The sequence below is a fragment of the Glutamicibacter sp. Je.9.36 genome, assembly GCF_051129975.1.
Taxonomy (GTDB): domain Bacteria; phylum Actinomycetota; class Actinomycetes; order Actinomycetales; family Micrococcaceae; genus Glutamicibacter.
The window spans coordinates 141,161-165,949 of sequence record NZ_JBCPSN010000003.1; the positions used below are offsets into that span (position 1 = coordinate 141,161).

Genomic DNA, 24,789 nt, shown 5'->3' on the forward strand with positions numbered 1-24,789 from the left:
GCGGGTAAATGATGGATGCTCCGGCCGATACCCTGGCCGGCTGAGAACAACGTGCTGGGCAGGCGATTAGCGCACCGGCACGCTCGAGGATCCGAGTCGGTCGTAGACCTTTTGCCCGCTGAACCAGGTCTGCTGTGCAGTGATCTGCGGCAGCTCTTCGAGTTGCACCTCAAACGGGTCTGCCGAGAGCATGATGAAGTCAGCGGACTTACCGATTTCCAGCGACCCGGTCAGGTCATCCAGTCCCATCGCTTTGGCGCAATTGATCGTGTAGATGCGCAAGGCATCCGCCAAGGTCACGGCTTCATCCTCCCAGAGCGTTCCGGGGAAAGCTCCGGTAGGATCCTTGCGGGTGACCAGACCGTAAATTCCCTCCCAGGCGTTCGGGGAAACGCTCACCGGCCAGTCCGAGCCGCCGGCAACTAGCGCCCCGGTGGCCAGCAAGGTCTTGTTCGGGTGCATCTTGGATGCCCGGTCGGCGGGAAGGACGAGTTTCATGGCTTCGGTAATCACCCCGGGGAACCACAATGACGGCGAGATATCGGCGGTGACTCCCAGTTCTGCAAAGCGCGGCAGGTCATCCGGGTGAATGAACTGGCCGTGGGCGATATGGTATTTCGGCTCGCCCAGACCTGCCTCGCGCACCTTCTGGACTGTGTCCAGGACCAGGCGCACCGAAGCATCGCCCGTGCAGTGGATCTTCGCGGAAATGCCCCGCCGCGCCGTGCTCATCAGCCAGCCCGCGAGTTCTTCTGGAGGCATTGTGGTGTTGCCGCAATGGCATTCAGGGAATCCCGCACCCTCCAGATACGGTTCGATGAAGGCTCCGGTCCCTGCCGGCGGAACGCCATCAAGGAAGATCTTGATGAAATCCGGGCGGTGATGAGTTGACCTGGTTTGCTCGCGCTCGGCAATGATCCCCTCGCCCAGCGGATGGGTCCCGAAAATGAAGTCATTGGCCTGCATGCTGGAAACCACCCAGGCGTGCAGATTCCCGGATTCATCGAGTTCTTTCAAGGCCTGCATGAGTTGCAAGGAGGCGGCAGCATCCTGGAAACCAGTGATGCCGTAAGAATGCAGTATTTCCATGCCCCGCGATGCCGCTTCGGCCAACTGCCACGTCGGCGTGGGGCTCATTGATTCGCGGACCTGTTCGACAATGACCCCGCCGGCTTCCAGCAGCACTCCGGTGGCTCGGCCTTCGGCATCCCGCATGATTTCCCCGCCTTCGGGGTGAGGGGTCGCGCCGGTGATGCCCGCAAGCTCCAAGGCACGGCTGTTCACCCATCGGTTGTGCTTAGCATCATCCTTGAGCAAGGCCGGCCGGCCGCCGGTGGCCTGATCCAGCCGCGCCAGTGCCTGAGGCGTATTGATCTCACTCAACAGGCCCGAACCCCAGCTGCCACCGATGACCCACTGGTCCGCAGCCAGCTTATCCGACCAGACCGCGACTGCCTCCAGGAACTCGTCCAGGTTGAGAGTTGGCGGAACGTTGAGCTCGAACAGGTCCATCTGCCCGGCAAGCATGTGATGATTGTGCACGTCCATCAGCCCGGGCATGATCGTGGCCCCGTCCAGATCGATAATTTCCATTTCCGGCCCACGCAGCGCCAGCGCATCCTCTCCGAGCGCGACAATCTTTCCTGCGCGGACGGCCATCGCATTGACTATGCGTTCATGCGGATCCAGCGTATGGATGGTGCCGTTGACCAAGAGAAGGCTAGGGGCGGTGTTCACGAGTGCAATCCTTTCGAAAGATACCAATCCGGGATGGCTCTCCAAGGTTCAAGAAGTGATGCACGGCATATCCCGGCCGGTGCATTCATTCTCGCAAAGTCCGCCCCAAGGGCGTTGGCTTTAAGCGCATGCTTAGTTGGCAACGCACGCCAAACTCGCTCCGGGGCTAGAAACAGGAACCACGTCCCATTTGTTCTCCCTCCGGAGCACGATTCCGGAAAGCAAACTGGCAACTTGCGCATCGCCCTTGCGACAGCCTGCCTGTTGTACAAGGGTGGAAGGACGAATGCGAAAGGAGCACACCTTGAAGAAAATCCTCATGGTCCTGACCAGCGTTTCCGAAATCGGTGATGACAAGGAACCTACCGGATACAACGTCGCCGAGGCCGCACATCCATGGAAGGTGTTCCGGGATTCCGGGCACTTCGTCGACTTCGCTTCCATTAAGGGCGGACAACCCCCGCGCGACACAGTGGACCAGGACGACCCGGTCCAGGTCCAGTTCACCCAGGACGAAACGACCCGTGCCGGCTTGTACAACACCGCAAGGGTTGAAGTCGTCGACCCCGAACAGTACGACGCCGTGTACCTCGTGGGAGGCCACGGCACCATGTGGGACTTCCCCAATAATGAGGGCCTGCAAAAGCTGGTCGGCGCTATCTACAACAAGGGCGGCGTTGTCGGTGCAGTCTGCCACGGCCCGGCCGGTCTGCTCGATGTCGAGCTGCATCATGGTTTGAAACTCTTAAGTGGCAAAACCGTTGCAGCATTCACCAACGATGAGGAAGTGGCCGTAGGCAAGGACAAGATCATTCCGTTCTTCCTGGCCGACAAGCTCACCGAGCAAGGCGCCACGCATATCGCCGCCGATAACTTCGAAGAGAATGTACAAGTCTCCGAACGCCTGGTCACCGGACAGAACCCAGCTTCCGCCGCAGGTGTCGCCAAGGAAATGGAAAAACTCTTGGCTGAAGTGATCCATCAGGAGAAGGCCGCTGAAGCCGCAGCCGCCGAGTCCGAGTCCGAGTCCGAGGCACAATGAGCTAAGTCGTAACCCAGCCCGAAATCTCATAAAAAACGCTTGGATCCGTGTAGCTTCGCGGATCCAAGCGTTTTCGACTTCTACTGGACTTTATATGACGCATTCCGTACTCCATGCAACGCCATGCACACCTTGCCGAAAGCGTGGCTGGTGATGCAAGCAGCTTGGAAAGTGTCTCGGATTGACCCGACAATACTCGTCAATCGATTGGGTCTGGTTCGCAACCTGGCCGTCCCTGCATCGCAAAAGCCTTCTCATACAGAGTGGCGCTCTCATCCGGCCAGCCTGGATCCCGCGGAACGACACCGGTAGCAGCCCAGAGCGTCTCCCTTAGCCACTGTGCGAATCCAGCTACACGGAAGTTGCCTACAGCGCCTGCATCCCCTTCAGCATGCTCAAGCAAGACAATTGCTCGCCTCATCCCACCGAGCTCGTCCTGAATGACGTTCCACAGCTCTTCATCCTTAGTGAACACAACGTCGTAGCTGTCTTCATCTTCTTCGGGAGGCCATTCCATCATTTCGCGTTCAACCGGCAAGGACCGGGAAGCAAGGAGCTCCGGGTCGGAAATATCGTAGGCTGCAACTACACGTGCCGAGTCTACATATTCATCGATGAGGTTGCCGGCGAACCTGGAGTAGTCGAAGGTCTTGCCACCCAACGAGGTGAGAAGTGCTGCAGCTTCCGACACGCGTGGAGCAGCGCCAACCCCGTAGTGTGCACGAGCAGCCTGCAAGAGTTCTTGGTAGTCAGTCATAGTTCCCCAATTCAAGCACTATTGGTGCCGCCAACGGTAGCTGGCGGCACCAATAGTTCTTGCAAGTTCTTTCCCAGGTCGAGCTTCCGTAGAAGAGATGAATGTCAGGGGTCCGCTTGTTGGGGTGGCAGTGCCACAGGTACCCTTCTTGGATCCTCCACTGATTTCGGGTCCAACGGGCGCCTTGCCGTCCTTAGTAGCTGCAGCTAGTGATTTTGCTTTGCTTCTGGAAAGCGCCCAAATGCCGTTGCCCTTCTTGCCTCGGGTGACAGCCTTGATTTTGGCCAGGGTCTTGATGCTGATGAAGCTCTTAGTGCTCTTGCGCGATGCCGGGTAGTAATCGCGCTACTTCGATTTGCTCTTCACCAGCTGCTGCCCGTGGTGGGAGCCCTCTCGAATCAACTTCGTGCGGCTCCCCTCGCCAGTACTTTCCTTGCGGTTTCTCCATGCTGATCGCCCAAGGCATTCCTGGAGGACGCAGCTGAACCAGCAACCGGTATCCACCCGGGCCTGATCCCACCGGCAACCGAAGGACGAGAGCAATGGCTCTCGTCCTTCGGTACACGACTATCAGGCTCTAGAATGCCAAGTCCAGGCGATTATTTGCCGGTACTGGCAACCCGTAGTTTCCGCGAAGCGTACTCTGCTCGTATTCGGTACGGAAAAGCTTGCGCTGCTGCAAAATCGGGACTACCTGCTCCGTGAATACTTCGAGACCTGCCGGCAAGACCGGAGCCATGATATTAAATCCATCGGCCGCTCCGGCTTTAAACCAGTACTCGATCCGGTCCGCCAGCTGCTCCGGCGTACCCGAGAACGTCTGGTGTCCCCGGCCAGGACCTAGCTCCCGGATGATCTGGCGAACCGTGAGCTTCCTTCGGTAACCCAGATCCAAGATGAGATCCCTTCGGGAGGTGGATTTCTCCTTGGCCACGGTATTCTCCAGCCCGGCGGGAAGTTCTCGGTCCAGTTCAAGGATTGCCGGCTCCACATGCAACTGCTGGGCCAACGTATTCCTGGCGTATTCCGGCAGAATGAGCTCATCCAGGGAATCCGCCAATTCATTGGCTTCGGCTTCCGTGGAACCAAGGATGGGAACAATTCCTGGAAGGACTTTGACCGAATGCGCTGCTCGGCCGTTGCCTGCTGCCTTGTCCTTGATTTCCTGGTAGAAGTCCCTGGCAGACTCAAATGATTGGTGAGCGGTGAAAATGGCTTCAGCCCATCGCCCGGCGAATTCCTTGCCGGCGGCCGAAGCTCCCGCCTGGACAATCACCGGATGCCCCTGGGGCGACCGCGGGACATTGAGCGCTCCAGCAACCTGGAAGTGCTCCCCGATGTGGGCCGCGGGGTGTATCTTGCCCGGATCCGCCCAGATCCCGCTTCCCTTGTCAGCAACGACTGCATCCGGCTCCCAAGAGTCCCAGAGCTTCTTCACCACCTCCAGGAATTCCTCGGCGCGACGGTATCGTTGCGAGCTGTCTAATTGGGCGGATTGGGAGAAATTCCTCGCCGCTGCATCGCCTGCTGTGGTGACGACGTTCCAGCCCGCACGCCCATTGCTGATCACATCCAGGCTTGCAAAGCGGCGGGCAAGATTATAGGGGTCGTTGTAGCTGGTTGATGCGGTCGCTATCAGCCCAATGTGCTTGGTCAACGGGGCGATGGCAGAAAGCACTGTCACAGGGTCGAGGATTCCTGCAGGTCGTTGGGCGACCGGCCCTTGAAGCACTGGGCCGTCTGCGAAGAAGATCGCGTCGAGCTTCGCTTTCTCGGCCAGCTGCGCCAAACGGATGTAGTGGCCGATGTCCGTTCCGGCATGGGGGTCGCTGAGCGGCAGGCGCCATGAGGATTCATGATGCCCGGTAGTCATCAAGAACGCGTTGAGAGTCAAAGTTCGTGTCATGGTTGTAGTCCCTTCGGTAGGAAGATTGTCTAGGCGCGAGCCCAGCGCGAGAAGTGGCGCTCCAGCGCTACAAGTGCTGCGTTGACCGTGAAGCCTAGGATGGCGACAGTGAGTATGGCTGCGTACATTTTCGGGATCAGGAAACTGGCTTGCGAATTGGTGATCAGGAAACCCAGTCCAGCCTTGGCGCCGATCATTTCGGCGGCGATGAGCACCAGCACGGATGATGTTCCTGCCATGCGGACGCCGGTGAAGATGATGGGTACGGACGAGGGCAGGACGACTTTCGCGAAGATCTCGTAGCTGGTGAGTCCCAAGGTTTTTGCCGCCCTGATCAGCAAGGGATCTACGCTGCGTGCTCCAAGGATGGTGTTGAGAAGCACCGGGAAGAACGCCGCGTAGACGACAATCGATACCTTGGATACTTCGCCGATACCGAGAAGGAGCGTGAAGACCGGAAGCAACGCCAAGGCCGCGGTATTTCGGAATACCTCCAGCAACGGATTGAGGAAATCGCCGACTTTCGAGAACCACGCGACGACCAATCCGACTGGCACGCCGATGAGGACAGCGAGCGTGAATCCTACGGCCGCCCGGCCCAGGCTTGCCAGGATGTGCGTGCCCAGATCCCCTGAGGCAATCATCTTCCCCAGTGCCTGCAGGACTTCATGCAAGGGAGGAAGAAAGACCCGGGAAGATGGTTCCAGGACGAATTGCGGGACAAGCTCCCACACCAGGAGAAAACCGATGATCGCACCCGAACGGTACAGCGTTGACCGCAGTCTTCCGGCCAAACGCAGGAAAGGAGAGGGCCGGTTTAACTCCCCGGTGGAGCCCTGCAGGCGCTGGTCCGGTACGGCTAGGGTACTCATGCTGGTACTCCTGGAGAAACGAGCGACTTGCGGCTCACCGGCGAATTTCCGGCACTGGGAGCGGACTCGTGAAGCAGCGTCCAGATGCGATGGCGGTAATCGCTGAATTGGGGAGTCGAGCGGATGTCATCAACACTGTGGCGCCCGTCGAGTTCAATGTTGATGATCTCCTTGATTCGTCCGGGTTTGGAGGACATCACCGCTACCCGCTGCCCCAGGTACACGGCTTCTTCGATGCCGTGGGTAATGAAGACAATCGTGGTTCGGGTGCGATTCCAGATATCTAGCAGCAAGTCCTGGAGTTGCTCGCGTGTTTGGGCATCCAGGGCGGCGAACGGCTCATCCATCAGCAGCACCTTGGGTTCATGGGCCAAGGCACGGGCTATGGCCACGCGTTGACGCATGCCGCCGGATAGTTCATGGGGGTACTTGTCTTCCACACCCTGCAGGCCAACGAGTCGCAGATACTCGTTAGCGCGGATCCGCCTTCCCGATTTGTCCAGTCCCCGACCGCGACGGGCCTGGCTCTCCAGCCCCACCTCGACATTGGCCACTGCCGTGAGCCATGGGAAGAGCGCGTATTGCTGGAAGACTACTGAACGTTCCAGGCTGGGACCGGAGACCGGCTCGCCATCAACGAGAACTTCGCCCGAAGTTGGCGCGGCCAACCCGGCCAAGATATCCAGAAGAGTGGATTTGCCGCATCCGCTGGGGCCGACAAGGGTGAAGAATTCTCCGTCCTGGATCCGGAGATCCAGTGATTCAATGGCCGTGACGGCAGTATCTTCACTCGATCCGGAGCGGAGAAATTTCTTGCCCAAGTTCTTGATCTCAATGGTAGACATGCGCGATTACTGCCCTTCGTTTGCGAGGTCGTTGAATTCGTTGGTGTAGTACTCGCTGGGGGTGATTTCTCCTTCGAGAATCCCCGCATCGTTGAGCCATTGCGCCCATCTGCTGAAGTCCTCGTCTTCGATGGCTGCGTGTTCGCCCAAGCCATAGCCGTTGAAGTACTGCAGGGCTTCAACGTCGTCTCCGCGATCCCTGGATTCAACGATTGCGGTGAATCTCTTGATGACCTCTTCGCGCGGATGCGTCGAAGCCCAGTCCGCTGCTTTGGCAATGCCAGTGGCCAGGGAATGCGCTGCTTCAGGGTATTGAGCGATGAAATCATCCCGAAGGACGTACTCTCCGGCATCAAAGTTGCTGAAGACTTCCGTGTCCCTGAAAACTTCTCGCAAGCCGCCCTGCTTCACTGCATGCACTTGGGAAGCCCCGGAAAGAGCGCCAACGTCGACCTGATGGGTGCGAACGGCTTGTGCGGTGTCGGTAGGTGGCAATACGACCAGCTGCACCTGCTCGATCTCTTGCGGCGTCAGGCCTTCGGATTTCAGATAGCTACTAACGACCGCTTCGGAATGAGCGCCCAAAGTATTGACTGCAATTGTTTTGCCAATGAGGTCCCTCGGTTCTTCGATGCCGCTGTCTTCGCTCGTGTAGAACCCGACAAAGTAGTCTGCATTGGAACCATAGGATGAGACCACCGCGGTGACAGGCGATCCAGCTTCCTGCAGCTTCACCACTGCTCCGGAGAACGCGCTGCCGATCTCGGTGGCACCGGTGGCCGTGTTCTGGATCGCCGAGGGCCCGCTGGAGTTGTTGCCAACCCATTCCAAGGACACACCGTCAAGGTAGCCCAGGTCTTCAGCCAGCTCCGGAAGGATCACGGTATTGGCGCTTCCTTCGTAGCGGACGGTTATTGTGCCGTCAGGGTTCTCAAGATCCGTGCCGTGAGCTGACGCAGTGCATGAGGCTAAAAAGAATGCTGCTGCCGTCAGCCCCGCCGCCGTGCCCATGCTTCGAAAGTTCAACCGTTTGAAATTATTCATCCCTGTTCCCCTCTATTTCGCGCTTTTTCCGTGCTTGGTAGCCATGCAACCACTTGGGCGACGCCGCGGAAAGGGCATGGAAAACTGGAGAAACGAGAAGAAACCTGAGGTCAAAGTGACCTTCAGGTTTCGGAAGATGTCGCGGGATGGCTCATTAGCCTTAGCCCAACGGTATGTGGCTCCACAGGAAGGTCAGATACCGAGATATTCGGGGCGGAATTTAATCCGGGGAAACGTTAGCGGGAGCGTCCAAGGCCTCTCCGACGCCTGTTCCGTCATGTGCTTGCCTGCGGGATGAGCCTGGGAGAGCAGAAATTCATCCAATTCTTGCCTCTGTCGATTACTGATCTTGATTCGTGCCGGCATATCGCGAACGCATGAGCGGCGTTGCCAAGGTCCGGAGGCAAAGAAAAATCCCCGACTCCTGAAGCGGAGACGGGGAATTTCTTGCTCTGAAGCAGAGGACTACTTGCGCAGGCCCAGACGCTCGATCAGCGAACGGTAACGCTCGATGTCGGTGTTCTTCAGGTAGCCGAGCATACGACGACGACGACCAACCAGAGCCATCAGGCCACGGCGGGTGTGGTGATCATGCTTGTGCATCTTCAGGTGCTCGGTCAGGTCCGAAATACGGCGGGACATGACGGCAATCTGAACCTCAGGCGAACCGGTGTCACCCTCGTGGGTAGCGTAAGCCTTGATGATTTCGTTCTTGATAGTGGCATCCAATGCCATAACAAACTCCTAGAGTTGGACCGCGTTCATAAGTCGGTGCGAACGTCGAGACGCTCACGGCGGAAACTCGCAACCGCGGACTGCAGCGAGAACCATCGTCAATCATATCACCGACGGGTGCGCCGGCGGGACCTCCAGGCATGGGTGAGATAGGGCACCTGCACCTTTGCGTCCTGCTCGTGCCCCAGATGCTCGTGCCAATACCAGGCCAAGTTCGCTTCCACCTTGGCGCGGGTAGTCTCCGAAGACTTGCGGTAGTAGCTGCGGGATTTGGTCAGCTCGACGATCTCGTGGAAATCCAGCGCCATGGACCAATGCCAGATGCCATGCTCCGGCTTCTGGAACTGGGGTCCCAACGGCGGCTCCAGCTCGGGCCGGTGCACATCGCCGGCATGCATGATGCGTGCCAAGCGGTGAACCCAGGGAATGGCGACATCCAGCTGATTCCACAGCAGGGTGAGCCAACCGCCATCATGGAGCAATCGGGCCGCTTCGGCACTGGCTTGAGGGTGGTCCACCCAGTGCCATGCCTGGGCATAGGTCACCAGGCCAGCGCTATCGGCCTCCAAGCCGGTCGCTTCACCTGCGGCGCAGGTTACCTCGACCGCCGGCAGCCGCTTGGACAGGACCGAGAGCATTTCTGCCGATGGGTCCACCGCCCTGACTTCCAGGCCTGCACGGATGAGCTGTTCGGTGAAGATCCCCGAACCGCAACCGATGTCAATGGCACTCACCGGTCGGTGCTGCAGCGTGAATTCCAAGGCTTCCTGCGGATAGGAAGGACGGATCTTGTCGTAGCTTTCGGCGTCGGCTTGGAAAGCGGAAGCTAATTCATCGCGGCGCTGGGCGCCCACGACGAAAGCCCTCTGCGGCAATGATGGTATCTCAGCCATGATTCCTAGTGGCGTTCTATAGCCAGCACCGCACGGGCCTGGTCAACGTCCTCGGTCATCTGCTCAATGAGGGCTTCGATGCCGCGGTAGGCAACCATCGGACGCAGGTGGGAAATGAACTCAACGACAATCTGCTGTCCGTACAGATCGAAATCTTCCACGCCTTCTTCGGGGCGGTCAATCACGTGGGCTTCAACCACTCGGGAGACGCCATCGAAGGTGGGGTTCGACCCGACGGAAATTGCTGCTGGCCAACGCACCTCGGCCTCGTCGATCACCCAGCCGGCATAGACCCCATCGGCGGGGATGATGCCGGTGGCTTCGGTGTCCAGATTCGCGGTGGGAAATCCCAGCTCGCGTCCACGGGCATGGCCATGGACTACTTCTCCGCGCATGCGATGCGGCCGGCCGAGGATCGCGGCGGCAGCTTCGACATTGCCGGCGGCTAGTTCTTCACGGACCCAGGTCGAGGACAAGCGGCGCTTGTCCCCTACGTCTTCGACACCTATGACTTCAAAACCGTATTTGGTGCCCAGTTCCTGCATGTAGCTGAAGTCCCCGGAATTGCCGCGGCCAAAACGCACATCATGCCCGACCACAACGGCCACGGCATTCAGCTTCTCTACGATGATGGAGCGAACGAACTCTTCAGCGCTCTGGTCCGCGAATTCCAGGGTGTAGTGGATCATCAGCGTGGCATCCAGGCCAACGCTGGCCAAGGTGTCCACGCGGTCAGCCAGACCCATGATCAATTCAGGAGCATCATCGGGACGGTGCACCAGCGCCGGGTGCGGGTCGAAAGTGATCGCTACCGATTGAGCCGAGCGTGCTTTGGCCTGCGCGACAGCTGCATCCAGCACCTCGCAATGGCCCAGGTGGACACCATCAAAGTTGCCAATGGTCACGACAGTGGGAGCCATATCCGCGGGGACGGCATCCAAGCCCTTCCAATAGTGCACTTTGCTCCTTCAGAAATTCTGCTGCGGTGGATGGAAAACCCACCGTGGTAATTCTTGCACGTCTTTAGGCGTGACGCTCATTACGGTTACGGTACAGCCACCACAAGCCGACAATCGGCAGCACCAGTGGAACGTAGCCGTATCCTTCGCCGAAACCGCTCCACACCGACGGATGGGCGAAGTCTTCGGGGTGGGTCAGCGACAAGATGCCGACCACGATCACGCCTGCCAATTCAACGGCTACCGCCCAGAGCGAAACCAGCCAGGCACCACGCTTGGCTGAAGACAGCGAGAATGTGGCAAGGATATAGACCAGGCCAGAAAACAGCGACAGGCTGTAGGCGATCGGCGCTTCGTCGAATTTGCTCATGATCTGGTACACCGCGCGCACGCTCGCCGCCAGGGCGAGGATGCCGTACACGGCAATGATCACCCGGCCCAGTCCGGTGGACCGGCTTGGCTTGGGGGCCTTATTGGTGCTGCGCGCCTGAGCGGCCTGCATGATTCGCGAATTTCGCGGCTTTTCACCCATGTGAGTACTCCTACTGCCAGATCTGTTCCATGCGGAACACCATTACGAAGGTGACGGCGGCCGACGCGGCCAGCACGGCGTTGGACCAACGGCTCTTCTCGCTGATCGCCCAGAAGAAGGCCACCGGCGGCATGATCAGCGCTGTGATGAAGTAGCCCCAGAATTCCACCGGGTCGCCTTGCACCGCATTTCCCCCGACCTGGCGGATCGCGGCCGCGATGCCGTAGGCAATCAGGAAAAGCTCGGTGGCCACCGCACCGATCAGCGCCCAGTCATCCGGGTGCTTGCGGATAGCGGTTGCGATAACTGCCACCAGCAATGCCAGTGCGCAGACCACCGCTCCGGCGATGAAGAATCCATTGACGGCAATCAAGCCAGTTCCTTTCGGGATTACTTAGCGGTGAAGACCAAGGCCGTACGCGCCTTGTCGCCCTTGTCTTCCAGCAGTGCGACCAGCACGCCATTGGGAGCGAAAGCCGCAACGGTCTGGCCTTCGGCAATGTCCATGCCCAGATGCGAGGCGGGGATGGTGCGGCCGAAAGACAATTCCACGGCTTCGTCGACGCTGACCGTGCGGTTCGGGAACAGCGCGGCAGCAGCCTTTTCGATTGGGAGAATCTCGAATTCCCCGGCCAGCTGCTCCAGGGTGCGGGTGAGCTCGATCTTGTATGGGCCCACCTCGGTACGGCGCAGCGCCGTCAGGTGCCCGCCAACGTTCAATGCTTCGCCCAGGTCGCGGGCCAACGCCCGGATGTAGGTTCCAGAAGAGCACGATACCGTGACGTCGACGTCGAGGATCTTGCCGCCGTTTTCGCGGCGCACCTCATGGATCTCGAACCGCGAAATGGTGACCGGGCGGGCCTTGAGTTCTACCTGTTCGCCAGCGCGCACGCGAGCGTAGGAACGCTTGCCACCGACCTTGATGGCCGAGACCGAGCTCGGGATCTGCTCGATGTCTCCGCGCAGCTGGGCGATCTCGCGCTCGATGTCTTCGTCGCTGACCGCCGCGGCGATGCGCTCGGAAATGATTTCGCCTTCGGCATCGTCCGTGACGGTGTTCTGCCCCAGCCGGATGGTGGCGGTGTAGGTCTTGTCGTGGCCGACGATGTAGGTCAGCAGCCGGGTTGCCTTGTTCACGCCGATAACCAGCACGCCGGTGGCCATGGGGTCCAGGGTGCCGGCGTGGCCGACTTTCCGAGTCCCTGCAAGTCTGCGGATGCGACCGACCACATCATGGGAGGTCATTCCCTGCTCTTTGTCGACTAATACGAGGCCTGAGGCCTGCTCTTGCGTGTTCTGCCCGGCTTTACTCACGCCTTCCAGTATATGGCTTGTGCGGAGAATAAGGCTGTCGCTGGTTCCAAGCGTGGCAGATCCCACTTGCAGCCTATTTCCATGAGCCGGCAATGCTCCGGGACAGGGCCCGCCAGCCCGCGGATCCGGCAGCTTCACGGCCTGCCAGCAAGACGAAAAAAAATTTCCAAGAGAATCCAATCCGTCGGGCAACCTGCCCCGAATGCTCATTGACAACCTGATCCGCACGGACAGGAAAAGGACCGACGACATCAGTCGCGGCGAAGCAAGGAGAAAATCATGAAGCGCACATACAGCAAAGTCGCTGGAGCATTCGGGCTCATCGCAGTCGCCGCCATGGGACTGAGCGCCTGCTCGACCGGTTCGGAAACCATGGAATCGCCCACGGCGTCCGCCTCGGAAAGCAGCTCGCCCATGGCCAGCGAATCGGCAATGGATCCAGCAAGCAATCTTGTGGGCAAGGGTTGCGCGGCCTACGCCGAAGCAGTCCCGACCGGTGATGGCTCGGTAGCCGGAATGGCCCAGGATCCAGTGGCCGTCGCTGCCTCGAACAACCCGCTGCTGACCACCCTGACTTCTGCAGTCTCCGGTGAGCTGAATCCTGATGTCGATCTCGTCGATACCCTCAATGGCGGCGAATTCACCGTCTTCGCACCGGTTGACGACGCCTTCGCGGCAATCCCGAAGGATGACCTGTCCGCAGTTGCCAAGGATGCCGACACCCTGACCAGCATCCTGACCTACCACGTCGTTTCCGGCCAGATTGCACCAGATGATCTTCCCGGAACCCACGCAACGGTCCAGGGCGAAGAGGTGGAAGTCACCGGTAGCGGCGACGATCTGGAAGTCAACGGGGCTTCGGTCATCTGCGGCGGCGTGCAGACCGCCAACGCAACCGTGTACCTGGTGGACACCGTCCTGATGCCACCGGCAAAGAAGTAGTATCGCCAGAATCATCAAAGCCGCTGGCATGAAGGTGGTGCATGGAATACCTTCCAGGCATCACCTTCGCCGGTGCAACGGGAACCTGGTTCCCTTGGACGGATCTTTTCGCAAAACGCCACGCCACAGCAGATAGCCGCTTAGCCACAGATGCATGAGACCCTAGGATTCATGAGTTCCAATAGACTCGATGCCATGGAAGACGATTCCGTGAAAACGCCAGACGTCCTGCTGCAACAGGTCGCGCTGGGAGATGAATCTGCCTTCGAATCGCTCTATGATGCCATGGCTTCACGGGTCTTCGGACTCGTGCTGCGGGTGCTTCGCGATAATGCACAGAGCGAAGAAGTCACCCAGGAAGTGTTTGTCGAAGCGTGGCAACAGGCAAGGCGCTTTGATCCGGCGCGTGGCACGGCAGCATCATGGCTGCTGACTATTGCCCACCGCCGGGCCGTCGACCGGGTGCGAGCAAGCCAAGCGAGCCAGGACCGGGATTTGCGCGTTGGAATCAAGGAATTCCAGGACAGCTACGACGACGTGGAAGAGAATGCCATCTTGCACGACGAGACCATGCGCGTAGCCCAAGCCCTGCAGCGGCTCACCGCCCCGCAACGCGAGGCGATACACCTGGCCTACTTCGGCGGATACACCCACACGGAAGTCGCAGAGCTGCTGAAAATACCGGTGGGAACCGCGAAAACGCGAATACGCGATGGAATGGGCAAACTTCGAGAACTGATGGGAGCGGCGTAATGGACAAGCACGAGAACGAGCTGACCGACAGCTTCGCCCTGGATGCTCTGGAAGACAAGGAACGCGAAGCCCTCCAGCATGGGGGTCCCGACTCTGCCCAGGCACGCCGGGAACTGGATGCCCTGCAGGAAACTGCTGGACTGCTCGGCTTGTCAGCGCAACCGGTCAATCCTCCGGCCCGGCTGAAGAACAACATCATGGCCGCTATCCGCACTACCGAGCAATTGGCACCTGTGCAGGAGACGGCCCTCGATCACGACGGCGCCCAGGCACAGGACCCAATAGCTCCTGCTGAACCAGCTGCTCCTGCTGAACGGGAAACCGAAACCGCTGCAACGCACCAGGCCCCGCAAGCTGGCGCAGAACGCGGCCCGCAGCGCTTCTTCGCCTTGGCCGCCGGCGTCCTGCTGCTCGCAGCGGTGGCTCTGGGCGGCTTGGCCATCAACCAGAATTCCCAGCAGCGCGAGCTGGAAAGCCAGATGGCCGCCATGGCCTCGCATCAAGAAGAGCTCAGCCGCATCCTGGCTGCCCCAGATGCCAAGTCGAAAACGCAGACACTGGACGACGGCGCGCGAATCACGCTGTCCTATTCTGCCGACGAAGGCCTGATGGCGGTGTCCACCTCGGGCATGCCAGCCTTGTCCAGCGACAAGGGCTACGAGCTGTGGCTGATCTCGGCAGAAGGGGCGGTTCCTGCGGGAATGCTCACCGGCGGCGATGCCAACGGCATGATCATGGTTTCGGATCCAATGAAGGGCATCACCCACTTCGGGATCACGGTCGAGCCGGCCACCGGCTCCCCGGCTCCGACAACAGACCCCATCATGGTCCAATCGCTGTGAGCGTGCGGAAGTTCTTGTAGCCTGTTCCAATCCGCAATGCTGCCCGTTCCGAAAACACTGTGAGAAGTTGTTCCCCCTGCATTCTGCAGGGGAACATGGACCGCAACGCATGAGGTGAGTGGCAGTGGGCATTTGGCAGAAGCGCAGCAGCAGTAAACTCGTATTCCACGCGGTGGCTGGAATTTGCTCGGCCGCAATCATGTTTGCCGTGGCCCAATTCGCCTCGGCATTTTTCAACAATGCATCCTCGCCGTTTTTCGCGCTGGGTTCAGCCATCATCGACCTGACTCCCCCATGGCTCAAGGACTTCGCCATCGCGACCTTCGGGACCAATGACAAGTTGGCGTTATTCATTTCCATCGGTGCAGCCGCCGCAGTCCTGGCGGCGATGATCGGCCTGATCGCCAAGCGAAGTTTTGCGCTGGCCTGCACGGCCATCATCGGCTTGGCCGTGCTGCTCTCCAGTGCCGTGGCCGCTCGTGCTTCCACCAGCCTGCTGGATATCATCCCGACGGTACTGGGCGCGATCGCCGGTATAGGGCTTCTGCAGTGGCTGACCCGGCTGGCTGCGGCCGCGGCCCCTAGGCAGGACGAGGGCGCCACCGCGACGGGTCCAAGCCGCAGGAAGTTCTTGATAGGCGCAGCCCTGTCCCTGGCCGCCGCGGCCGTCTCCACCGGTGTTTCCACCTCGCTGTCGGCATCACGGAATATGGCCGCCGCCGCACGCAAGGCCTTGCGCCTGCCTGCGGCCCGGACCAAGGCGGAACCCCTGCCCGAAGGGGTGCAGGTAGAAGTAGCGGACATGCCCCGCTTCGTGACTCCCAACCAGGATTTCTACCGCATCGATACCGCGCTTTCGGTGCCGCAGATCGACCCGAACCAGTGGTCGCTGCGCGTGCACGGCATGGTGGAGAAGGAATTCACCGTGAACTTCGACGAACTGCTGGGCGAAGAACTCGTGGAAACCTATCTGACGCTCACTTGTGTGTCCAATCCCGTCGGCGGCGATCTGGTAGGCAACGCGAAATGGCTGGGCTACCCGCTGCGTAAGCTGCTGGAGCGCGCGGTTCCGCAGGCCGGCGCGGATATGGTGCTTTCGACTTCGCATGACGGTTTCAGCGCCTCCACCCCGCTCCAAGCGCTCACCGACGACCGGATGGCTTTGCTGGCCATCGGCATGAACGGCGAGCCGCTGCCTTTCGAGCATGGTTTCCCGGTGCGCATGGTGGTGCCAGGTCTCTACGGCTACGTGTCGGCCACCAAATGGGTGGTCGATTTGGAAGTGACGCGGTTCCAGGACAAGGCGGCCTACTGGACTACTCGCGGCTGGTCCGAACGCGGTCCAATCAAGATGTCTTCCCGCATCGATACCCCTCGCCCGTTCGCCCAGGTGCCTGCCGGAGAAGTCGTCTTGGGCGGAACTGCATGGGCGCAGACCCGGGGCATTTCGCGTGTGCAGGTGCAGATCGATGACGGACCGTGGGCAGATGCCCAACTGGCGACCGAAGCCTCGTTGGATACCTGGCGGCAGTGGCGCTTCGTATGGAAGGACGCAGCACCCGGAACGCACTCGGCAACCGTCCGCGCCTATGATGCACAGGGCAAGCTGCAGACCAGCGAGAAAGCCAACCCGGTGCCCAATGGCGCCAGCGGCTGGCAGCGCCTGCAATTCACCGTGCAGTAGCTCCGGGGCACCGGTGGGTTGCTCACGCTGCTGCCGACTGCGACCGGGGCTGGCTGGCCTGCTGGCTCAGCGGGCATGGCCCCGGCAGGCTAGTGGCTGCGCAGCGTCTTGATGACCTTCTCGACCCGGCGCGTCCTGGTGTCCTCGCCGCGGGCAGCCACGATGGGGTCCACATGGCCGCGCTGCTTGCTGTAGGACAGCTTGTTCCAGGCGTCCAGCAGCTCGGGCTCGGCGGAGAGCAGCACGGCCAGCGGTTCGGGGATTTCGACGGTGCGCGGTTCCTCGTCCAGTTCGAGTCTCACGCTGATTTCATCGCCCGCACCCTTGCCCGTGGCAGCACGGGTCTCGGAGCTGAAGGAAATGAGGAATTGCCCGTGCATGGAGGAAATGCTGTTCCGGTACGTGTAGTCCCCGTCAATGCACACGATGACCGGCACACGCTTGCCGCGGCCGAATCCGAGCACGATGCCATCGGGAACCACGATGCCCACGTTGTTCCCGCCGGTTGCGCTCAATGTTGTGGTGAATTCTGGCATGTGCTGCACCTTTGGTCGGATCCGGCGGTTTCTGATCACGCTATCCCACCATCTTCCCGGCGACCAGCCTTCGGCAGGGATTCGCGCTTCGCTGTGAGGGTAATCGAGGCCAACGCATAACGCCCCGGCCAGCACGCAATGCGTGCTGGCCGGGGCGTTGCTCCAGTCAGGATGAAGCCCAGAAACCCTTAGGCTTCTTCGGCGTCCTCGTCCTTCTTGTACGGGTCCTGGTCTCCGGCGAAGTCCTTGCCTTCGCGCAGAGCTGCAACCTCGGCGTCCTTCTCGCGGGCCTTGGCCAGCAATTCCTCCAGATGCGAGGCACCCTCGGGGATTTCGTCGGCGACGAATGCCAGCGTCGGGGTCAGGCGGATGGTCAGATTGCGGCCCAATTCCTTGCGCAGGGCACCGCCACGCTTTTCCAGCATGGTAGCGATGTCCTTCTTCAGCTCGTCATCGCCAAAGACGGTGTAGTACACCGTAGCGTGCTGCAGGTCGTTGGTGACGCGAGCGTCGGTCACGGTGACGTTGTCAATGCGCTCGTCCTTGATGACGTTGCGCAGCGACTGGGCCATGAGGACCTGTACGCGCTTAGCCAGGCGTGCGGCGCGGGCTGAATCAGCCATGGTTTTCTCCTAATGGTTCAAAACTCGTGGGCGCTTGACCAAAGCTTATCGGTCAAACGCCCACGAATCAGTGAGTCACACTGCTAATTGCTTGTCGGCAATTAGTCGCGTGGCTTTTCGCGCATCTCGAAGGTCTCGATGATGTCGCCTTCCTTGATGTCGTTGAACGACCCCAGGCCGATACCGCATTCGAAGCCCTCGCGGACCTCGGTGACATCGTCCTTTTCACGGCGCAGCGAATCGATGTTCAGGTTGTCGCCCACGACGTTGCCGTCGCGTACCAGGCGAGCCTTGGTGTTGCGCTTGATGGTGCCCGAGCGGATGATCGAACCGGCAATGTTGCCGAACTTCGAGGAGCGGAAGACCATGCGGATCTCGGCGGTGCCGAGGGCCACTTCTTCGAACTCCGGCTTGAGCATGCCCTTGAGCGCATTCTCGATGTCGTCGATAGCGGAGTAGATGACCGAGTAGAAGCGCATGTCGACGCCCTCCTTGTCGGCCAGTTCTGCCACGCGCTCGGCTGGGCGGACGTTGAAGCCAATGATGATGGCGTTGTCCACGGTTGCCAAGTTGACGTCGTTCTGGGTGATCGCACCGACACCGCGGTGGATCACGCGCAGCTGCACATCGTCGCCGACCTCGATCTTCATCAGCGAGTCTTCCAGTGCTTCAACAGCACCGGAAGCGTCACCCTTGAGGATCAGGTTCAGGGTATCGATCTTGCCATCGGCAACAGCCTTGTCGAAGTCTTCCAAGGTGATGCGCTTGCGGCGCTTGGCCAGCATTGCGTTGCGCTCTGCGGTTTCGCGCTTGTCAGCGATCTGGCGGGCGGTGCGCTCGTCTTCGGTGATCAGGAAGCCGTCGCCAGCACGCGGGACCGAGGACATGCCCAGGACCTGTACCGGACGCGATGGCAGTGCCACGTCGAGGTTTTCGCCGTTCTCGTTGAACATTGCACGCACGCGGCCGTGGGCGGTGCCCACCACCATGGTGTCGCCAACGCAGAGGGTGCCGGACTGGACCAGGACGGTAACAACCGAACCGCGGCCCTTATCCAGGTTCGCTTCAATGGCCACGCCACGAGCGGACTTGTCCGGGTTGGCCTTGAGCTCAAGCACGTCCGAGGTCAGCAGGACAGCGTCCAGCAGCTCGTCGATGCCCTGCTTCTGCAGTGCCGAAACCTTCACGAACATGGTGTCGCCACCGTATTCTTCTGGAACCAAACCGTATTCGGTCAGCTGGCCCATGACCTTGTCAGGGTTGGAGCCTTCCTTATCGATCTTGTTCACTGCGACGATGATCGGCACGCCGGCAGCCTGTGCGTGGTTCAGTGCTTCCACGGTCTGCGGCATGACGCCGTCATCCGCGGCGACAACCAGCACGGCCACGTCAGTGACCTCGGCACCACGGGCACGCATGGCGGTGAACGCCTCGTGGCCCGGGGTATCGATGAAGGTCATTGCGCGATCGCGGCCCTCATGGATGTGGTTGATCTGGTACGCACCGATGTGCTGGGTGATGCCGCCATGCTCGCCCTCGATAACGTTCGACTTGCGGATAGCATCCAGCAGTCGGGTCTTACCGTGGTCGACGTGGCCCATGATGGTGATGACTGGGGCGCGCTCTTCAAGCACGTCTTCGCCTTCAGCCTCAAGTTCGGCATCCAGGTCCAGGCCGAAGCCTTCGAGCAGTTCCTTGTCTTCGTCCTCAGGGGAGACGACAAGCACCTTGTAGCCCAGCTCGTCGCCGAGTACCTCGAAGGTTGCCTCATCCAGCGACTGCGTGGCGGTAGCCATTTCACCGAGGTGGAACAGTACGGTCACCAGTGCTGCTGGGTTCGCGCCAATCTTGTCGGCGAAGTCGGTGATCGACGCGCCGCGGCGCAGACGGATCTCGGTGTCGCCGTTGCCGCGTGGAACATTCACGCCGCCCAATGACGGAGCACTCATCTGCTCCAATTCCTGGCGCTTTGCGCGCTTGGACTTGCGCTGCTTGCCGCGACCGGCGCCTCCCTTGCCGAAAGCACCGCCAACGCCACCGCGACCGCGTGGTGCACCTGGGCGGAAGCCGCCACCGGTACCGCTGCCGCCACCGCTGCCGCCACCTGGGCGACCGCGGCCGCCGGCACCTGCACCTGGACGTCCGCCGCCTGCTGGCGCTGGACGATCGGTGCGGTTAGGCATCATGCGCGGGGTTGCAGTGGTACCTGCGCCAGCGCCTGGGCGTGGACCGCCGGCACCTGCTGGGCGTGGGCCACCTGCACCGGCTGGGCGTGGAGCGCCCTGGCCTGCTGGGCGTGGACCGCCGGCACCTGCTGGGCGTGGACCGCGCTGGCCGTCACGTGCCGGACGTGGACCGCCCTGGCCGTCACGAGCCGGACGTGGACCGCCGGCACCAGCTGGGCGTGGACCGCGCTGGCCGTCGCGTGGTGGGCGAGGACCGCCCTGGCCGCCTTCGCCGCGCATACCCTGCTGCGAGGAGAACGGGTTGTTGCCTGGGCGTGGACCGCCCGGACGAGGTGCGCCTGGACGTGGGGCACGACCGCCTTCGCGGTTGCCGCCACCACGGCGTTCGCCGGACTCAGCGCCGCGCATACCCTGCTGGGAAGAGAACGGGCTGTTGCCTGGGCGTGGAGCGCCTGGCTTCGGAGCTGGCTTGGCACCTGGCTTCGGTGCCGGGGCTGCACCTGGCAATGGAGCGCCAGGGGTTGCCTTCGCGGCCGGAGCTGCAGGAGCCGCAGGTGCGGCTGGGGCAGCTGGGGCTGCAGGAGCCGGAGCTGCCGCAGCTGGCTTAACGCCTGGCTTCGGGGCCGAGGCACCTGGGGTAGCAGCCGGCTTGGAAGCCGACTTCGGTGCTCCAGGGGTCGCTGGCTTGGCGGCGGCTGGCTTGGCAGCAGCTGCTGGCTTAGCGGCACCGTTGGAACCTGGGAATGCGTCGCGCAGCTTGCGCGCTACTGGCGGTTCAACGGTCGAGGATGCCGAGCGAACGAATTCGCCCATGTCCTGCAACTTGGTTAGTGCTTCTTTTGAAGTGATTCCGAGCTCTTTAGCGAGCTCGTGAACGCGGGGTTTAGCCACATCTCTCCTGTGTCGATGTGATCTGCTCAAACCCCGGTATCAAAAGATAAATCTTTAGATCAGCGGTCTGGCAGATCAGCTGTGTAATTCGTGAAATTCTTCCGTCGCACGGTGGATCACGCAGAACTGATTGTTCATCGTTGTGCGCTCAGCATTGCCGACTCATCGGGTTGCCATCAGATTTCTGACCCGCTTTCATCATGTTTGCCAGATAGCTGGTTGCTTGCCAGCTGATCTTCGTATGCAGTGAATTCCTGCAGCACCTGCGAATCGTCTACCGCAGACCTGAAGGCCCGCGCGAACGCCCGGCGCTGCACCGCTTGCTGCACACACTTTTCGGTCCCGTGGGTCCAAGTGCCCCGCCCTGAAGCGGAACCCTGTTGATCCAAACTCACCGCATGCAGCGGTGTACCGTCTTTCAGGACCCAACGGAGCAGCTCATTTTTACTGGTTACGGTTCGACAGCCAATGCACGTGCGTTGCTGATGCAGCTTCATGCGAGCGCCGTCGCCACCTTCCCTAGTTATTACGAGCCATCTACTAGTCTAGCGCGTTTGGACGCCATAGCACGCATGAGTTGTGGCTCACACGCAGCTAGGCTTCCAACACGCTGAACTGGAATTATTTCCCGCAGCTGCTTAGAGCTGCGGTTCCTTGCCGCCCGAGGCAGCCAGGATGTCAATGCGCCAGCCGGTCAACTTGGCAGCAAGGCGAGCATTTTGGCCTTCCTTGCCGATTGCCAGCGAGAGCTGGGAGTCGGGAACAACCACGCGAGCACGGCGTTCGGCTTCGTCCAGGATCTCTACCGAGACGACCTTCGATGGAGACAGGGCCGCGGCGATGAACTTCGCTGGATCCTCGTTGTAGTCAACGATGTCGATCTTCTCGTCGTTCAGTTCGTTCATCACGGCGCGCACGCGGGTTCCCATTTCACCGATGCAAGCGCCCTTGGCGTTGACACCGGCCTTGGTTGCGCGCACAGCAATCTTGGTACGGTGGCCAGCTTCACGAGCCAGTGCCTCGACCGTGACGGTGCCGTCAGCGATTTCTGGAACTTCCATTTCGAACAGCAGGCGAACCAGGTTCGGGTGGGAACGGGACAGGGTAACGGCTGGGCCCTTGTTGCCGCGCTCAGCGGAAACAACGTAGGCGCGCAGGCGGTTTCCGTGCTGGTACTTCTCGCCTGGGGACTGCTCAACTGGTGGCAGCAGCGCTTCCAGATCACCGATCTTGACCTGCACCATATGCGAGGAGTAGCCCTGCTGGATGACGCCGGAGATCAGGGTGCCAACGCGGGCCGCGAACTCGCCGACAACCTGCGCATCTTCAGCTTCACGCAGGCGCTGCATGATTACCTGGCGGGCGGTGGAGGCGGCAATGCGGCCGAAACCGTGCGGGGTGTCGTCGAATTCGCCCAGCAGCACGCCGGCGTTGTCGCGGTCCTCTACCAGGATCGCCACATGGCCGTTGCTGCGCTCAATGTGCGCGCGGGCGCCAGGCATGGCGCCTTCGGTCTTGTTGTAAGCCAGCAGCAGTGCCGACTCGATGGTCGGAATCAAAATATCCATTGGGATGTCGCGGTCTTTTTCCAGGATGCGCAGCGCATTCAGATCGATATCCACGCTTAGCCCTCCAAATCTTCAGTATCGGCAGTGTCAAATAGTGCGTCATCGAAGTTCAGCTCTGGATCGACAACAGCTTTACGGATATTTTCAAAGGCATAGGCCGCAGGATCGAGCACCTTGACCTTCATGCCCTTCTTGGCCGGCTCGCGGTGCTCAGCAATCAACACGTCGCCGTCGTTGACCTCAAGCAAGCGCCCGCGAAGCTTCGTGCCGTCGGCCAGCGAAATCTTGACCATGCGGTTGAGGGCGCGGGTCCAGTGGCGCTGGGCAGTCAATGGGCGGGAGAGTCCTGGGGAACTGACTTCGAGTTCGTAAGGAGCCGACGATGCGTAGACGGCGTCCTTGTCCAGAGCGTTGGAGATGGTGGTGGTAACTTCACCAAGTTCATCGAGAGTCAGCGTTTCGTGACCGTCGGCCTTGTCGACGATGATCTGCACGATCATCTGCTTGCCGGAGGGACGCAAGGCGACTTCCTCCAGGAGAAGCCCGTGGGATTCTACTTCCTTGGAGAGCAATGCAGTCAGACGCTGCGCTTCCTGTTCGGTATCGGCCGGCATTCCGGTCATGGATATCCTCCCACGCTATTCGATGTTGTCCGTTAAGCCTATATTGCGTTCCGCTCATTGAGAACATCTAAACGGGCACAGGTGAAGGAACTCACGCCCATTTTCTATCCATCGTGGCGCTCGACACCGCTATTGCCCTCTTTACCTGCATTGATCATGGCATGATCGAAACGCTATGACTGAAAAATCGCCCCATTCCGCCCGTCGCACCGACAGGCAAGTACGCCGCGCTCCAGGCTGGATTGCTCCGGTACTGGCTGGTGCAGTTGCCCTTGCCGTGACGTGGGGCATTGGCAGCACCGTCTTCCGAGGCGCCCTGGTGGAGCGGGGCCTGCCCGAACAGGTCAATGAGGCCAGCGCCGATGCCCGCATGATGTGGGAATACGGAGCAAAGCTGGCAGATCTGGCATCTCAGGCCCAAGCCTTGGCCGAGCTGGCACCCGAGGATAACGCTTCGAGGCTATCCGCACTGGCGACTTCCTTGTCGCAGGGGTCAGCGGTGCTCGGTGAATTGCGCTTCGACGACCAAGAGCCTGCGGCATTGCCGCAAAGCTTCTCCCCCGACGCGCTGGTTGCGCTTGCCACGAATGTCGCCGACGCATCGTCAGCGATGCCTGCCTTTGCAGAACCGTCGCTGTCCAGGGATTCGAAGCTGGCCCAGATTGCTTTCCAGATCAACCTGGACGCCCGCAGTGCTGTTGCATCTTTGGGAGAAGAGCGTGATGTGGACTTGGCCTTGCCACTGAGTGCAGTCTCGGGTGAAGAAGAGCAGAAAGACCAGCCAGTAGCCTGCCTGCCTAATGAGGAGCTGCTGGACCCCGCGAAGGAAATCACCGAAGCGCAGAACATCGAACCAACGGCCGTCGCCCGGGCCCTGGACCGCGGCTATGCACTGGATTTCCTTCTGCAGCTCACGGCTGCACGTGGTGCCGACAGCGCCAAGGAAGCCGTCGAAGCTCGACGCAGCGAGCTGGGACGCCAGCTTCGCGGCCTGCGTGCGGCCGTTGACGAACAGTGCGCAGACCTGCGTGAACCCGCCTATGCGCTACCCGAAGGCGGCCTCGAAGACCTGGCTGCCCTATCCGCGGAAGCCGAAGGGGATTTTGCTGATGCATTGGTCGTAGCAGCGGGCGTTAGCGATGGAGCTGCCGGCGCAAAAATTTCCGCCGTCGCTTTCCAGGCCCTCAATGGCCAGCAGGGATCGAATGATGAATACCGCATCTTGGAGACTGGCGAAGTCGGGAAATAGTTTTGGATTCAACTGGAATTTAGCCGTATTTCACGTTTCGTTGAATTATCACGAAATAATCACGACTGCTAATTGCCCTGAGCCGAAATAGAGAACGGGCTCAGGTAGAGCCAAAACAGCGCAAGGCGCACCAAAATTCACGGATGGTCCGTAATTTCCATCCGCGCCATAAGATATAACCGGCATATGGCATGCGGGTTTTGCGCGATATTACTCGAAACCAATTTATCAACGACCACCATTTCCTCTGCCATGG

General features: G+C 60.4%; 24 protein-coding genes. 6 read left to right on the forward strand and 18 right to left on the reverse strand.

Translation table 11 applies throughout. The features are described from left to right. Positions 1 to 66: 66 nt before the first annotated feature. Positions 67 to 1,737 carry an amidohydrolase gene (locus AAZQ98_RS08960; RefSeq protein WP_434691531.1) on the reverse strand — a complete coding sequence of 557 codons (1,671 nt, stop codon included), beginning with the start codon at positions 1,735 to 1,737 and terminating at the stop codon, positions 67 to 69. Between the two features lie 304 nt (positions 1,738 to 2,041). Between AAZQ98_RS08960 and AAZQ98_RS08965 the strand changes: the two genes are divergently transcribed. Then, the gene (locus AAZQ98_RS08965) at positions 2,042 to 2,779 is read left to right on the forward strand and encodes a type 1 glutamine amidotransferase domain-containing protein (RefSeq protein ID WP_434691532.1); all 738 of its coding nucleotides are present in this window, start codon (positions 2,042 to 2,044) and stop codon (positions 2,777 to 2,779) included. A gap of 199 nt (positions 2,780 to 2,978) precedes the next feature. Here the strand turns inward: AAZQ98_RS08965 and AAZQ98_RS08970 are convergent, their stop codons facing one another. The 11 genes from AAZQ98_RS08970 to truB all read right to left on the reverse strand — a co-directional run bounded on the left by AAZQ98_RS08970 (position 2,979) and on the right by truB (position 12,636). Beyond that, the gene (locus tag AAZQ98_RS08970; RefSeq protein ID WP_131090346.1) at positions 2,979 to 3,536 is read right to left on the reverse strand and encodes a hypothetical protein; all 558 of its coding nucleotides are present in this window, start codon (positions 3,534 to 3,536) and stop codon (positions 2,979 to 2,981) included. A 577-nt stretch (positions 3,537 to 4,113) separates the two neighbouring features. Next, positions 4,114 to 5,442, reverse strand: a complete 1,329-nt coding sequence (locus tag AAZQ98_RS08975) for an LLM class flavin-dependent oxidoreductase (RefSeq protein ID WP_434691534.1) — start codon at positions 5,440 to 5,442, stop codon at positions 4,114 to 4,116. 29 nt (positions 5,443 to 5,471) lie between these two features. Further along, on the reverse strand, positions 5,472 to 6,314 hold the full coding sequence (locus AAZQ98_RS08980) for an ABC transporter permease (protein ID WP_434691536.1): 843 nt from the start codon (positions 6,312 to 6,314) through the stop codon (positions 5,472 to 5,474). After that, on the reverse strand, positions 6,311 to 7,159 hold the full coding sequence (locus AAZQ98_RS08985; protein ID WP_434691538.1) for an ABC transporter ATP-binding protein: 849 nt from the start codon (positions 7,157 to 7,159) through the stop codon (positions 6,311 to 6,313). The genes AAZQ98_RS08980 and AAZQ98_RS08985 overlap by 4 nt, the downstream gene beginning before the upstream one ends. A gap of 6 nt (positions 7,160 to 7,165) precedes the next feature. Then, positions 7,166 to 8,041, reverse strand: coding sequence for an ABC transporter substrate-binding protein (locus tag AAZQ98_RS08990; RefSeq protein WP_434691541.1), 876 nt, complete (start codon positions 8,039 to 8,041; stop codon positions 7,166 to 7,168). A 627-nt stretch (positions 8,042 to 8,668) separates the two neighbouring features. Beyond that, complete coding sequence (gene rpsO / locus AAZQ98_RS08995; RefSeq protein ID WP_013348393.1) at positions 8,669 to 8,938, reverse strand: 30S ribosomal protein S15; 270 nt, start codon at positions 8,936 to 8,938, stop codon at positions 8,669 to 8,671. A 107-nt stretch (positions 8,939 to 9,045) separates the two neighbouring features. After that, positions 9,046 to 9,831, reverse strand: a complete 786-nt coding sequence (locus tag AAZQ98_RS09000; RefSeq protein ID WP_434691544.1) for a class I SAM-dependent methyltransferase — start codon at positions 9,829 to 9,831, stop codon at positions 9,046 to 9,048. A gap of 5 nt (positions 9,832 to 9,836) precedes the next feature. Continuing rightward, on the reverse strand, positions 9,837 to 10,790 hold the full coding sequence (locus AAZQ98_RS09005; RefSeq protein WP_105657289.1) for a bifunctional riboflavin kinase/FAD synthetase: 954 nt from the start codon (positions 10,788 to 10,790) through the stop codon (positions 9,837 to 9,839). 64 nt (positions 10,791 to 10,854) lie between these two features. Continuing rightward, positions 10,855 to 11,322: a hypothetical protein gene (locus AAZQ98_RS09010; protein ID WP_181148828.1), complete on the reverse strand. Its 468-nt coding sequence runs from the start codon at positions 11,320 to 11,322 to the stop codon at positions 10,855 to 10,857. Positions 11,323 to 11,332: 10 nt separating this feature from the next. Beyond that, the gene (locus AAZQ98_RS09015) at positions 11,333 to 11,695 is read right to left on the reverse strand and encodes a hypothetical protein (protein WP_105657288.1); all 363 of its coding nucleotides are present in this window, start codon (positions 11,693 to 11,695) and stop codon (positions 11,333 to 11,335) included. Positions 11,696 to 11,712: 17 nt separating this feature from the next. Continuing rightward, positions 11,713 to 12,636 carry a tRNA pseudouridine(55) synthase TruB gene (gene truB, locus AAZQ98_RS09020; RefSeq protein WP_434691548.1) on the reverse strand — a complete coding sequence of 308 codons (924 nt, stop codon included), beginning with the start codon at positions 12,634 to 12,636 and terminating at the stop codon, positions 11,713 to 11,715. Between the two features lie 279 nt (positions 12,637 to 12,915). Between truB and AAZQ98_RS09025 the strand changes: the two genes are divergently transcribed. The 4 genes from AAZQ98_RS09025 to AAZQ98_RS09040 all read left to right on the forward strand — a co-directional run bounded on the left by AAZQ98_RS09025 (position 12,916) and on the right by AAZQ98_RS09040 (position 16,857). Next, positions 12,916 to 13,578, forward strand: a complete 663-nt coding sequence (locus AAZQ98_RS09025) for a fasciclin domain-containing protein (RefSeq protein ID WP_105657286.1) — start codon at positions 12,916 to 12,918, stop codon at positions 13,576 to 13,578. Between the two features lie 171 nt (positions 13,579 to 13,749). Then, on the forward strand, positions 13,750 to 14,331 hold the full coding sequence (gene sigK, locus AAZQ98_RS09030) for an ECF RNA polymerase sigma factor SigK (RefSeq protein ID WP_286134161.1): 582 nt from the start codon (positions 13,750 to 13,752) through the stop codon (positions 14,329 to 14,331). Further along, positions 14,331 to 15,173 carry an anti-sigma factor domain-containing protein gene (locus AAZQ98_RS09035; protein WP_105657284.1) on the forward strand — a complete coding sequence of 281 codons (843 nt, stop codon included), beginning with the start codon at positions 14,331 to 14,333 and terminating at the stop codon, positions 15,171 to 15,173. Before sigK ends, AAZQ98_RS09035 begins: the two co-directional genes overlap by 1 nt. A gap of 199 nt (positions 15,174 to 15,372) precedes the next feature. Next, complete coding sequence (locus tag AAZQ98_RS09040; RefSeq protein ID WP_105661832.1) at positions 15,373 to 16,857, forward strand: molybdopterin-dependent oxidoreductase; 1,485 nt, start codon at positions 15,373 to 15,375, stop codon at positions 16,855 to 16,857. A gap of 89 nt (positions 16,858 to 16,946) precedes the next feature. On the opposite strand, the gene AAZQ98_RS09045 is transcribed toward AAZQ98_RS09040, so the two are convergent. From AAZQ98_RS09045 to rimP, 6 genes are all read right to left on the reverse strand, one after another. After that, on the reverse strand, positions 16,947 to 17,393 hold the full coding sequence (locus tag AAZQ98_RS09045) for a YdeI/OmpD-associated family protein (RefSeq protein WP_400290382.1): 447 nt from the start codon (positions 17,391 to 17,393) through the stop codon (positions 16,947 to 16,949). Between the two features lie 188 nt (positions 17,394 to 17,581). Continuing rightward, complete coding sequence (gene rbfA / locus AAZQ98_RS09050) at positions 17,582 to 18,016, reverse strand: 30S ribosome-binding factor RbfA (RefSeq protein WP_434691552.1); 435 nt, start codon at positions 18,014 to 18,016, stop codon at positions 17,582 to 17,584. Between the two features lie 101 nt (positions 18,017 to 18,117). Further along, positions 18,118 to 21,093, reverse strand: a complete 2,976-nt coding sequence (gene infB / locus AAZQ98_RS09055; RefSeq protein ID WP_434691555.1) for a translation initiation factor IF-2 — start codon at positions 21,091 to 21,093, stop codon at positions 18,118 to 18,120. 176 nt (positions 21,094 to 21,269) lie between these two features. Next, positions 21,270 to 21,590 carry a YlxR family protein gene (locus tag AAZQ98_RS09060; protein WP_105657280.1) on the reverse strand — a complete coding sequence of 107 codons (321 nt, stop codon included), beginning with the start codon at positions 21,588 to 21,590 and terminating at the stop codon, positions 21,270 to 21,272. 141 nt (positions 21,591 to 21,731) lie between these two features. Continuing rightward, positions 21,732 to 22,715: a transcription termination factor NusA gene (nusA, locus tag AAZQ98_RS09065; RefSeq protein WP_434691558.1), complete on the reverse strand. Its 984-nt coding sequence runs from the start codon at positions 22,713 to 22,715 to the stop codon at positions 21,732 to 21,734. A gap of 2 nt (positions 22,716 to 22,717) precedes the next feature. Then, complete coding sequence (gene rimP, locus AAZQ98_RS09070) at positions 22,718 to 23,284, reverse strand: ribosome maturation factor RimP (RefSeq protein WP_434691560.1); 567 nt, start codon at positions 23,282 to 23,284, stop codon at positions 22,718 to 22,720. 175 nt (positions 23,285 to 23,459) lie between these two features. Here rimP and AAZQ98_RS09075 point away from each other — a divergent pair, with 175 nt between their 5' ends. After that, a complete protein-coding gene (locus AAZQ98_RS09075; RefSeq protein WP_434691561.1) occupies positions 23,460 to 24,533 on the forward strand; it encodes a hypothetical protein in 1,074 nt (357 codons plus the stop codon). The last annotated feature ends 256 nt before the right edge of the window (positions 24,534 to 24,789 follow it).